This is a genomic window from Deltaproteobacteria bacterium, from assembly GCA_030654105.1.
Classification (GTDB): domain Bacteria; phylum Desulfobacterota; class SM23-61; order SM23-61; family SM23-61; genus JAHJQK01.
Window position 1 is genome coordinate 1 of sequence record JAURYC010000344.1, and the last position, 11974, is coordinate 11974.

Consider the following 11974-nt stretch of genomic DNA (forward strand, 5'->3'; position numbering starts at 1 on the left):
CCGGATCTGCTTCTCCTCGCGCATGCCTCCAACCCCCCCCATCCAGACCAACCAAACAAAGCAGAAGAGGGAAACCTCCAGAGGCCAGGACAGGGGCCGGTTCAAGATATAACGAAAAAAGATCTGCAGGGCCAGGATAAAGGAAGTGGCCAGGAGGAAAATAGCTGCAAGGGTGTCCACAATCCAATCAACCACTTTCCAAAACTTCATGGGCGAATCTCCTTCGGAGGGATTATCGAGATTTTCTGATCTGCTCCAGCTGGGCCTGCACTCGATCCATGAATCCTTTATCCCAGAGGTCCCCGTCAAACTTCTTCCAGACCCTTTTCCCGACTTCTTCAAAGGCGGCCTGGTCTACATCGAGGACAATCATGCCTTTTTCTTGTAGCCGCTTAAAGGCCACTTTCTCGTATTCGGAAAGGAGCTGATTGTTGTGAGTGGCGGCTACTTTGCATCCGTCTTCCAATACCTTCTTTAAGCTATCAGGCCAATTCTTCCATTTTGGCACACTGGCGTAAAGCATATAGACTCCCCTGGCGTGGTCTAACTTCATGTAGTACTTTTGCACCTCATAAAAGCCGCTGGATTCTACGTTGTCGATCCCGTTGTCTTGCCCCACTACGATCCCCGTCTTGAGGGCTGTAAAAAGCTCGGTGAACGGCATGGGAGTAGGATTCGATCCGACTTCCTGGAAGAAGGCCATAAGAGCTTTCATCCCCGGTACGCGAATTTTCAACCCCTTCATGTCTGCCGGTACCCGTACCGGGGTGTTGGTTGTGGTCAAAGCTCGGGGAGGACGGTCGCCCACATAGCCCACCAGCTTGGATCCGCCTGCTTCCAGGCTGGCGGCCATCTCATGGTGGAGTGGCGTTTGAAGAAATTTATGATATTCTTCCTGGGTGCGGAAAACGTAGGGGGCGGCCGTGGCTTCGAAGTTCTTCCCTTCCTTCATCAACGTGGGGGCGTTGTTGGTGGCCTGAAGCAATTCGAGGGTGCCCAACTTTAACGACTGCTGCATCTCCCGGTCGGGACCCAGTTGCCCACCTGGGAAAATGCGCACGGTGTATTTCCCGTCGGTCTTCTCTTTAACATAATCGGCAAATTTTTCCATGGCCAGGGTGGAGATGGACTTCGGCGCAAATTGCGTTCCCATCCTTAAGATCGTCTGGCCGGCTGCGGGCGAATTCAAGAATACCACCGAAAGGAGTACCAAAATGACCAGCCATCCCTTACTCTTCATCCACATAGCTACCTCCCTTGAAGGGCCGCGCAAATTTCTTTGCGTCCCTCTGTTTTTCACGGGTGTCATGCCCGTGTTATACATGGTTACAGAAAATTCTTTTGGCTCCTAAAGGGACTAACTCTGGGCCAACTTCCACTGACAAGGTCAAAGGATAAGGAAAACTCTCCGCCTTGAATCTTTTGACGCCAAACGGAGGAGCTAATAGTTTCCTTTCCGGCGGTTAGGGAACGGCAAAGGTTAATATTCTAAATTAGTTTGGGTTTATAACAAAGCGTTTTTTTTGTCAACATATTTTTCCTTATTTTTCCTTCGAGCTTTTTCCCTCCCCCCACCCTTTTTCTTGAATTTACAATCCTGGGGTTGAAAATTGCAGAGCAAGGCAATTCTCTATCTTGACCCCGGATAGAAATTTTATTTCATCCAGGCATCCTTATTGTGATATATTAAGACCCAATCCAGTTTATTGGATTACAAGGATCCTGAACAAACGAGGGGGAATTTTAAAATGAAAAAAACTACGATCCCATGGGGATGCTGGCGGGGGAGCAAAAACCTCCCCTTAACTTTTCCTAATCGTTGGAAGGTCCACATGGCCTCCATGGCGGATGGGCCGGATTTGAGTCAGCCTGAAATCCGCAAGGCCTTCCAGAATCCCATCGGCCAGGAGACTATCCGCAGGTTAGCCGAAGGGAAAAAAACCGCAGTCATTGCCGTAGACGACCTGACCCGGCCCACCCAAGCCTACCGTTTCTTGCCCTTTATCCTGGAAGAGTTGAATCAAGGGGGCATCAAGGATGAAAACATCAAGATCGTCATGGCCATTGGGTGCCATCGTCCCTTAATGAAAATTGACCAGGAGAAAAAGCTGGGGAAGAAAATAGCCAATCGCTTTCCGGTTTATAACCATCACCCTTACGAGAACCTGGTCAACGTTGGCACCACCTCCAGAGGAACGCCAGTGCAGATCAACCGCTATTTTATAGAGGCGGAGGTCAAGATCGGTATCGGGTTTATCACCCCCCACCCCATTGCCGGCTTTGGCGGAGGGGGGAAAATCGTCATCCCGGGGTTAGGATCCATTGATACGATCGAAAAAAATCACACCCCTGCCTTCAGGGGCAAGATCGGGAGCACGGGCTTCTCCCAGGGATATGATCTGAACACTAACGAGCTTCGCTTAGATATAGAAGAGGGGGCCAGAATGGCCGGTTTGAACCTCATCGTCAATTCCGTGGGGACTTCCGATGGCAAGACCGCCGGGGTTTTTGTGGGAGATTTGGTTCAGGCTCATCGCGCGGCCGTGGAACTGGCCGGAAAGATATATTTGACCGAGGTCCCGCTGGATGCGGATATCGGCATCTTCAACGCCTTCCCCGAAGATACGGAATTAGTCCAGGCCCAGAAGGCTCTCAATGTGTGGACGGGCAATTTATCTCGCCGTTTAGTGCGCGCAGGGGGGAAGGTGGTCATTGCCACTGCCAGCTCCGACGGGCTTGGGTTCCATTCCATCGCTGACCGGGGCATGAGGCTTTATAACCGGGTGGGCCGCCGCCCGGCCATTGCCGGAATCTTCCAGGGGCGCAAGGTTATCGTTTTTTCACCCAATTGCTCGCGGGCCGACCTCCTGGAACGCTATCCTGAAAATGTAATCATCCGCAATACCTGGAAGGATGTCTTAGATGAATTGAAAGATGGCAGTGCGGGGCAGAGTGTATCTATCTTTCCCAACGGCTCCTTACAATTCGTCAATTAAAAACACCTAAATAGTTCTAATCCGGAAACCCCCTCTCCCCTTGCGGGAGAGGGTTGGGGGGGGATTAAAATTATCCTCTTTATTCTCTGTGTTCTCTGTGGTTTTTATGCTCTTTTGTTTTTTTAGTGGTTACCTCACCCTCCGGGCTTCACCGGCCCAGAACTTTTCCCGGAGTTCTCGTTTGAGAACTTTTCCATAAGCGTTCTTGGGTATGGCGTCGATGAACTCTACCGATTTCGGTTTTTTAAAACTGGCCAGATACTGCTTGCAAAAGTTGATAATTTCTTCTTCCGTAGCCTTTCGGCCTTCCCTCAGCGACACCATGGCCTTGATGGATTCGCCCCACTTTTCATCGGGAACTCCAATAACCGCCACCTCCAGAACGGCGGGGTGTTTGATGATCACATCCTCAATCTCCCGGGAGTAAATATTTTCTCCTCCACTGATGATCATATCCTTGGCTCGATCGAGGATGTAGACATACCCCTTCTCATCCAGGATCCCTAAATCTCCCGTGTACAGCCATCCGCCCCGTAAGGTTTCAGCGGTTGCTTCGGGGTTTTTCCAGTAGCCCTTCATGACCACTTCCCCCCGGACTACAATCTCCCCCATCTTTCCCGGCGGGAGGTCTCGGTCCATATCGTCAATAATCTTCACTTCCACATCCGTCCGGGGAATCCCCGCCGAGGTCAAACGCCTCATCTGTTCTTCTGTTCCTTCCAGCAGATGTTCTTCCTTCCGAAGGTAGGAGATGGTCATGGGGGCCTCGGCCTGTCCAAAAAGCTGAACGAAGATCTGGCCCATTCTTTTTACCGCAGCCTTAAGGTCTTCCACCAAGATAGGGGCCCCGCCATAATTGATACACCTCAGACTGCTTAAGTCATAACGGCCAATCTCCGGGGAGATGATCAGACGTTTGATCATCGCCGGGGCCATGAATATATTGGTAACTCTCCTCCTCTGGATAGTTTTAAAAACAATAGGGGGGTCAAAAGATTTCGAGGCCAGGATAACATTGGCCGCGCCCTTGGCTACGTTGGGAAGAGAATAGAGCCCGCTCCCATGGCTTAGGGGAGCGGCATGCAAAACCGCATCTTCCGGTCCCAAGGGGCACATGTCGGCGAAAAAATTCATGGTCATGACCATCAGGTTATGATGGGTCAGCATCGCCCCTTTCGGACGGCCCGTGGTTCCAGAGGTATAAAAAATCCAGGCCAGGTGGTCCCTCTCCACCTCTTCATCGGTAAAGTTGGTAGGTTGATCCTTGATTAAAGACTCGTAACGAATCATTCCCTCCAAAGGTTCAGTGATGCAGATGTAGTGCTTAACCCGGGGCATCTCGCCTTTGAGGGCATAGAGGGAATCCCGGAAATCTTCTCCCAGGATGACTGCCTCGGCCTCCGAGTTATCGATGATGAAACTGCACTCTTTGGGGTGGAGGCGGAAATTGACGGGAACCGATCCCAGCCCGGCCTTGAAGCAGGCAAAGAGAGCCTCGAGGAACTCGGGGCAGTTGTGCAGGAGGATGGCTACATTCGCCCCCTTCTGGATTCCCAAGCCCCGGAGCGCATTAGCCAACCGATTGATTCGTTCGTTGGCCTGCTGATAAGTCAACTCATAGTTACCGTAGGCTATGGCCAGCCTATCGGGAAAGGTGCGGGCCGTTTTGGTGAAAAGTGTCCCCACGTTCATAAACGTACCTTACTGGCTTGAAAAGCCGGCAAGCGAAGCTTATGCCCCACTTGCCGGTCTAAGCTGAAAAAGGGCTAAGGCTTGAAAGCTAAATAAGTTTTCTGCTCGGGCCCCTGGCCGCTATGAATAAATTCCGCTTTGAGGGGGGTCCCCACCTTGATCTCCTCCGGTTTTTTAGCATCCACGCCAGTAATGCGGGCCACGATCTTCGCGCTTTCCTCCAGCTCTACGACTCCCACGACGTAAGGATTATTTTTACTAAAGCCTTCTTTGGCCATGAACGGCGGGGCAACGATGATACTGGTAAAAGCAGCCAGTTTTCCTACGCCCCGGAACTGGATCCATTCCAATTCGCTTCCAAAACAGGATACGCATATGGGACGGGGAGGCAGGGCTAAAGCACCGCATTTTTGGCATTGGGAGCCCATGATCTTCTCTTCTTTCAGAAACTGCTCGTAGGAATTGTCATTGAAAGGTCGGTCGTACATGGGTTACCTCCTCTCCAAAATGTTAAAAGTGCAGGTGCCACCGGTGCCTCCCAGATTGTGGGCGCCCCCTACCCTCAAATTCCGGTTGGGAATCTGCCTCTTCCCTGCTTGGCCTCTCAACTGCAGCCACACCTCGTACAACTGAGCTACGCCAGTGGCGCCCACCGGGTGGCCTTTCGATTTCAGACCCCCCGAGGTATTGATTGGCTTCGGGCCTTCAAGTCTCGTCTGACCTTCAGCAGTAGCTTTATGCCCTTCTCCCGGCTTGAAAAAGCCGAGGTCTTCCAGATGAATGATCTCCGCGATGGAGAAACAGTCGTGGACCTCGGCAAATTGAATATCTTCGGGCCTAAGGCCGGACATTTCATAGGCCTCCTGGGCTGCGGCCCGGGTCGCCTCAAAGGAGGTTATGTTTTTGGTAGCATGCAAGCTATACCCACTTCCCTGCCCGATGCCGGCCACATAGATCGGCTCATCGGTAAACTTTCTGGCTATATCCTCAGCCACCAGAAGCAGGCAGGATGCCCCGTCGCTTATGGGACAGCAGTCGAAAAGGTGCATGGGCCAGGCAACGGGAGGATTCACAGAGGTATCCCGGAGGAAATCCTTCTCGTCTTTCCAGTCGGGCACGGCCTCCCCTTTTTTGCGGCATTTCTCAATCCTGGCGTTCATGAAGTCCCGAACGGTTAAGGGAAACTGGGCTTTCGGATTCAGAGGCGCATTGAGGTGGCTCTTGATGGTAACGTTAAAAAGAGTTTCCCGGTTAGTCCCGTATTTGGAAAAATAGGCTGTGGCAATCGTCCCAAAAACTCCGGGGAAGGTGAACCCCGTCGCCACTTCATAGGGACTGCCGGCAGTGCCCAAGCCTTCAGCCACTTCTTCGGTAGTACGTCTGGACATCTGTTCCAGGCCCCCTACCAATACGACGTCATAGAAGCCCGAGGCAATGGCGAATACTCCTTCCCGAAAAGCCAGAGCACTTGAGGCGCAGGCTCCCTCGGTCCTGGTCACTGGTTTGGGTACATGCCCCACCAGATCGGATATGATCGGACCCCAATGGGCCTGGTTTACGAAAAAGTCATTGGTAAAATTGCCAATGTAAATGGCCTCAATGTCCTTGGGGTCTATTCCTTTATCCACGGAGCCAATCATCTCTAAATAGGCTTCAGCAAAAAAATCCTTGGAATTACGGTCTTTGAATAATCCCAGTTTGGACAATCCGCCTCCAACGACGGCGACTCCTCTTGATAGCTTTTTCCTCTTTCCCATGACAACCTCCTTGGTAATGGGTTAACCTAACCACAGAGCGTGCAGAGAACGTATCCATTTTAACTTTAACTCCTTAAAAATTTCTCCATCCTCTCCTTAACCTGATAAAGCGTCTCCCATTTCTTGGCATAGCAGATCCGAACTTTATCCCGCCCATCCTCTGGCCGATGGTAGAAGCTTGACCCCGGCACCACCGCCAGACCTGCTTTTTCCACCAGCGCCATAGCAAAGGCTTCATCATCCTCGTATCCCAATCCATCAATGCGGATCATCATGTAATAAGCCCCGGAAGGGCGAAGCACCCGGATCGAAAGTTTCTGGAAAATCTGCAAGAGGAAGTCCCGTTGCTCCCGGTAATGTTCTCCCAGGCCCCGGTAGTAAGAATCAGGGAGGCCCATAGCCGTGATGGCGGCGATTTGGAAGGGAGTCGGCGCCGCCACTACCAGGTAATCATGAACCTTGCGGATGGCTGACATCAGGCCATAGGGAGCCACAACATATCCTACCCGCCAGCCGGTTACACTGTAAGTCTTCGAACAACCGCTAATCGTGACCGTCCGCCCCCACATATCCGCCAAACTGGCTATGCTGACATGCTTAAATCCGTCGTAAATGATGTGTTCATATATCTCATCCGTTATGACATAAGTGCCATGATGCATACAAAGTCGGGCGATGGTCGCTAACTCCTCTCTTGAAAATACTTTACCTGAAGGGTTGGCCGGGGTATTCAGGATCAAGGCTTTGGGATTATGGGAAAAGGCTTTACTCAACTCCTCCAGGTCCATCCCCCATTCCGGCTCTCGTAAGGGCACGAAAAGGGGCGTTGCTCCGCACAGGGCCAAACCCGGAAGGTAGTTTTCATAAAAAGGTTCGAAGATGACCACCTTTTCTCCTGGATTAACCAAGGCCAGCAAAGAAGCTACGATGGCCTCGCTGCTGCCGCAGGTGATGGTGACCTCCTTTTCCGGATCGGGCCGCCGGCCATTGAGATTGAATCGGGATACTTTTTGGGAAACCGCCTCCCGCAGCGCGGGCAGCCCCCAGGTTATGGAATACTGGTTGTTTCCCCCCTGGATGGCTTGCAGGGCTGCCTGGAGGACCTCTTCGGGAGCGGACTTTTCCGGGAATCCCTGGGCCAAGTTGATCCCTCCGTATTGCTGGCAAACCCGGGTCATCTTGCGGATTACCGATTCCTGGAAAGACTCGGTTCGCTTGGCGACGTTGTATTCCATCACAATCTCCATCTCAAAGCGATTTAGCCACAGAGGTCACAGAGAACACAGAGGGCCAAGAGGTAAAAAAGCGAATTACAAAAAATAAGATAAAAAATTAATAAATTTTTTACTTTTATTTATTTCTCTGTGATCTCTGTGCTCTCTGTGGCTAATAATTTTTTAAATATTGAATCCGGTGTTCATTCTGAGCAAGGATCTGGACTGCTTTTCCCAGATGCTGCTCTTTCACCAGCAAATAATCCGTATGGTAAGTTGACACGGCGAAGACACTGATCCCCTCCTTCGCCAATGGCATGGTGAGGGAAGCAAGGATTCCAGCTGCTGAAAAATCTAACGGCCCTTCCACCTTAAGACACCGCCATCCTTCATCCCTTTTGATTCCCTCTGGGACGTTGGTTTGAGGGCAGACCACAGATAATTCTTCTGCTGTTCGGGTGACGGAAAAAAACGCACCGACGATCGCCCATTGGGGAACGCGGGCATTCTTGGGCAGCTGACAAATGGCCAAGGTTTCCGGCAAGACGAAAAGTCTAAGTTTCCCATCCATGATTTATTCTGGCAAGAGACAATCAATAAAATCCTGAACAGCGGAATATATATTAAATGAAGGGGGGCGGCAAGTACATAAAAAAGTTGGGGGAGGATAAAAGACTGCCCCCTCGGGGGGAACCCACCAAAACCGGCTGGAGATACTTAGCAAATGAATCGAGACAAATCCCCCTATTGAAAAAGAGGGTTCGTTTATTGTACACTTCTTCCATCCTCAAGTGTTCGAAGCCCACGCTTTCCATCGGCCCATCCAATCCTTTTTGAAAGGAGGAACAGAAACTATGGGAGAGTTAAAGAGCGCTTTGGAGATTGCCTTGGAGAAGAGTGAGAAAATGGGTGGAGATGAAGAAATTGTCCGCCTTTCCTCGCAGCAAAAGAACGAGATTGCCGAAATCCGTAAGGTTTATGTTGCCAAGATCGCCGAAGTGGAGATTTTGATCCAGGAAACCGAAAAGCGAGAAAAAGAAATCGCGAGATTGAGGCGGGAGAGAGACCGGAAAATCGAATCGCTTTATAAAAAAATGGAGGGGAAATAGTGTAAGTGTCAGTGTCAAAATCTCAAAGCACAAACCCCATAGAGCATACGTTAAAAACAATCGCCGACGGCCCTCTATATGCTATGCTTTTACTCACACTCACACTGACACTTACCCTCACACTCATTTGGAGGAAGCTTATGGACTTTGACCTAACGGAAGAGCAAAGGATGGGGGGGATGATATGCCCAGAATGACCGGAGGAGAAGCAGTCGTCGAATCGTTGAAAAGAGAAGGAGTAGAGTACCTTTTTTCCATTCCCGGAGTCCAGATTATGGCCGTCTTTGATGCCCTTTACGGCGAGAAGGACCTCCGCCTGATTACCGTCCGCCATGAACAGAGCACCATTTACATGGCTGACGGGTATTCCCGGGTCAAAGGTAGGCCTGGCGTAGGCCTGGTTGTGCCGGGGCCCGGAGTTCAGAATACCCTCGCCGCGATGGGTACGGCCTATGCCTGTTCCTCCCCCGTTCTTCTCCTGGCCGGGCAGGTGGAGAGTATGGATTTAGGAAAAGATGGGGGGGTGCTCCACGAAGTCAATGACCAGCTGGATATGGTTCGCCCGGTCACCAAATGGTGCCGCCGGGTGATGAGGGGGGAAGAGATCCCCGGGGCCATACACGAGGCCATGGGCCAGATGAATACAGGTCGGCCCCGTCCTACAGAAGTGGAAATTCCCTGGGACACCCTGAGAAACAGCGCGGAGGTAGAGTTCTTTTCCCGGGAAGCCATTCCACCCGCGGAGCCGGACCCGGAGAGCATCCGTCGGGCTGTTGAGCTTCTCGTTAAAGCCCAAAAACCGCTCATCTGGGCAGGAGGGGGGGCCATTCTGTCGGATGGATCCGCAGAGTTGAGAGATCTGGCCGAAGCCCTGGGAGCACCGGTAGTAACCACTCCCGAGGGCAAGGGCGCAATCTCTGAAGATCATCTCCTTTCCCTGGGGGGCGGGTATTACGGATTTGGAGCGATCCGCTGGGCCATGCCACAGGCCGATGTAGTCTTGGCGGTGGGCACCCGCTTTACATGGCAACAGCAGCGACCGGGTACGGCTTTAAAACCTCCCCAAAAGTTGATTCACCTGGATGCCGACCCTTCCGTGATCGGAAAAAACTATCCTGCAGAGGTAGCCATCGTAGCCGATGCCCAAGCTGGCCTGAGGGCTCTCGTCGAAGCAGTTCGAAAGGAAAAGGTTGCGAAGGAACGCTGGCTTACTTCGGAGCTGGATCAATTTCGCCAGAACCACCAGAATTGGCTTCAAGAAAAAGCCCCCTGGCAATATGACATTATCAAAACCTTAAGGAAGGAATTGGCCGATGACGCCATCTTGGTGGCCGGGGTCACCAACATCGGTTATTGGGCCAACCTGGCTTATACGGTCAGGCGCCCGCGGACCTACATAACCTCTTCCTATTTCGCTACCTTGGGGTATTCTTTTCCTACAGCCCTGGGAGTTAAATTGGCTGCTCCAGATAGGCCAGTCGTCTGCGTTGTGGGAGACGGGGGCTTCCTGTATGCCTGCGGTGAGCTGGCCACGGCGGTGAAGTACGGAATCAATTTGATAACTATTGTCTTTAATGATCAGGCTTTTGGATCGACCAAAAGCGATCAGTTGGTAAACTTCAGGGGAAGAATCGTGGGGACGGAGATAAACAACCCGGATTTTGCCAAGCTTGCTGAATTGTTCGGCGCCAAAGGCCTGAAGGCTAAACCGGAGCAGTTGGGGAAGGCATTGGATGAAGCTCTGGAGGCCCAAAGGCCGGTCGTGATCGAAGTGCCCCTTCCCACGCTAATCGCCCCCTTCCAGATTCCCCCTTAAGCAGATTAGGATTTTAAGGGTAAGACAAAACTGTAGAATTGAAAAAAAATACCATTCATAGCCACAGAGCACACAGAGATCACAGAGCGGAAATGGAATAAAATTTAAAATAAAAGTGTAAGAAGAAATGAAAAGTTTAAAAAAGCATTTTTATAGTTGATTTTTAGGTTATTTATTTCTCTGTGGCCTCTGTGTGCTCTGTGGCAAAAAGTTTTTTAAAAAATATTCTCGGGGGTGGCGATGAAATCCAAAGTTGTAATCAAAAGAATCGGGATCCTCACGGGAGGCGGTGATTGCCCCGGCCTGAATGCTGTTATCCGGGCGGTGGTGAAGACAGCTATTTTTCAGTACGGGTTGGAAGTAGTCGGCTTTTTGGAAGGGTACCTCGGGATGATCAGGAATATGACTCGCCGGCTTGAACCCTCAGATGCCTCAGGAATTTTGCATCAAGGGGGAACGATTCTGGGGACTTCCAATCGCGATAACCCTTTTCGCTTCCCGGTCATGGTCAGAGGAAAAAAAATCTTCAGGGATGTCTCCGAACAGGCCATCCGCAATTTGAAAAGGAATAAGGTCGATGCCCTGATTGCTGTGGGAGGAGATGGGTCGCTGACGATCGCCCACCAGTTTTTTCAAAAAGGAGTTCCGCTGGTGGGAATTCCCAAAACCATTGATAATGACCTTTGGGGTACGGATGTCACCTTTGGGTTTAACACAGCCTTGCAGACCGCCATGGAAGCGATCGATAAACTTCAAACCACGGCGGCTTCTCATCACCGGGTCATGGTGGTAGAAGTCATGGGTAGGTATGCGGGATGGATTGCCTTAGAGGCCGGCTTGGCCGGCGGGGGGGATGTCATCCTCATCCCGGAAATTCCCTACGATATCGACAAAGTCTGCGAAGTGGTGAGGGAGAGGCATCGCTATGGGAAACGGTCCAGCATCGTGGTGGTGGCAGAAGGGGCAGTTCCGAAAAAAGGAGAAGTGGTCGTTCAGAAGCTGGTGGAGGACAGCACAGATCCTGTACGGTTGGGAGGAGTAGGCTATAAAGTGGGGAATGAGATTGAGAAAAGGACCGGCGTAGAAACTCGGATTACCGTCCTGGGGCATATCCAACGGGGTGGGTCTCCTTCAGTTTTCGACCGCATTTTGGCCACCCGATTCGGGTCCAAAGCCGTAGACCTGGTGATGCAAAGAAAGTTTGGTAGGATGGTTTGCCTGCGCGGCCTGAAAATTGAAGATATAGCTCTGAGAAGAGTCCAGGGCGACCAGAGAAAAGTTTTGCCCAACGGCGATCTGGTCAAGACAGCCCGCTCTATCGGGGTTAGCTTTGGGGATTGAATTACCTCTTGAAGAGGATTCAAGGGGTCGAGGATTCCAGGGGTCAAGC

Annotated in this window: 11 protein-coding genes; 4 read left to right on the forward strand and 7 right to left on the reverse strand. The window is 51.4% G+C overall.

Annotation, left to right across the window (positions count from 1 at the left end; all coding sequences use genetic code 11):
• A partial coding sequence (locus tag Q7V48_15080) for a TRAP transporter small permease subunit (protein MDO9212050.1) occupies positions 1 to 210 on the reverse strand: 210 nt, incomplete at its 3' end.
• A 22-nt stretch (positions 211 to 232) separates the two neighbouring features.
• Positions 233 to 1246, reverse strand: coding sequence for a TRAP transporter substrate-binding protein (locus Q7V48_15085; GenBank protein MDO9212051.1), 1014 nt, complete (start codon positions 1244 to 1246; stop codon positions 233 to 235).
• A gap of 502 nt (positions 1247 to 1748) precedes the next feature.
• Here Q7V48_15085 and larA point away from each other — a divergent pair.
• Positions 1749 to 2996, forward strand: coding sequence for a nickel-dependent lactate racemase (gene larA, locus Q7V48_15090; GenBank protein ID MDO9212052.1), 1248 nt, complete (start codon positions 1749 to 1751; stop codon positions 2994 to 2996).
• A gap of 129 nt (positions 2997 to 3125) precedes the next feature.
• On the opposite strand, the gene Q7V48_15095 is transcribed toward larA, so the two are convergent.
• The 5 genes from Q7V48_15095 to Q7V48_15115 all read right to left on the reverse strand — a co-directional run bounded on the left by Q7V48_15095 (position 3126) and on the right by Q7V48_15115 (position 8230).
• A complete protein-coding gene (locus Q7V48_15095) occupies positions 3126 to 4688 on the reverse strand; it encodes a long-chain fatty acid--CoA ligase (GenBank protein ID MDO9212053.1) in 1563 nt (520 codons plus the stop codon).
• Between the two features lie 74 nt (positions 4689 to 4762).
• Positions 4763 to 5176 carry a Zn-ribbon domain-containing OB-fold protein gene (locus Q7V48_15100; GenBank protein ID MDO9212054.1) on the reverse strand — a complete coding sequence of 138 codons (414 nt, stop codon included), beginning with the start codon at positions 5174 to 5176 and terminating at the stop codon, positions 4763 to 4765.
• A gap of 3 nt (positions 5177 to 5179) precedes the next feature.
• The gene (locus Q7V48_15105; GenBank protein MDO9212055.1) at positions 5180 to 6445 is read right to left on the reverse strand and encodes a hypothetical protein; all 1266 of its coding nucleotides are present in this window, start codon (positions 6443 to 6445) and stop codon (positions 5180 to 5182) included.
• Positions 6446 to 6510: 65 nt separating this feature from the next.
• A complete protein-coding gene (locus Q7V48_15110; protein ID MDO9212056.1) occupies positions 6511 to 7680 on the reverse strand; it encodes a pyridoxal phosphate-dependent aminotransferase in 1170 nt (389 codons plus the stop codon).
• Between the two features lie 151 nt (positions 7681 to 7831).
• Positions 7832 to 8230 carry an ACT domain-containing protein gene (locus Q7V48_15115; GenBank protein MDO9212057.1) on the reverse strand — a complete coding sequence of 133 codons (399 nt, stop codon included), beginning with the start codon at positions 8228 to 8230 and terminating at the stop codon, positions 7832 to 7834.
• Between the two features lie 283 nt (positions 8231 to 8513).
• Between Q7V48_15115 and Q7V48_15120 the strand changes: the two genes are divergently transcribed.
• From Q7V48_15120 to Q7V48_15130, 3 genes are all read left to right on the forward strand, one after another.
• Positions 8514 to 8768: a hypothetical protein gene (locus tag Q7V48_15120; GenBank protein MDO9212058.1), complete on the forward strand. Its 255-nt coding sequence runs from the start codon at positions 8514 to 8516 to the stop codon at positions 8766 to 8768.
• Positions 8769 to 8952: 184 nt separating this feature from the next.
• Positions 8953 to 10584, forward strand: a complete 1632-nt coding sequence (locus Q7V48_15125) for a thiamine pyrophosphate-binding protein (GenBank protein ID MDO9212059.1) — start codon at positions 8953 to 8955, stop codon at positions 10582 to 10584.
• A 240-nt stretch (positions 10585 to 10824) separates the two neighbouring features.
• Positions 10825 to 11925, forward strand: coding sequence for an ATP-dependent 6-phosphofructokinase (locus Q7V48_15130; protein MDO9212060.1), 1101 nt, complete (start codon positions 10825 to 10827; stop codon positions 11923 to 11925).
• The last annotated feature ends 49 nt before the right edge of the window (positions 11926 to 11974 follow it).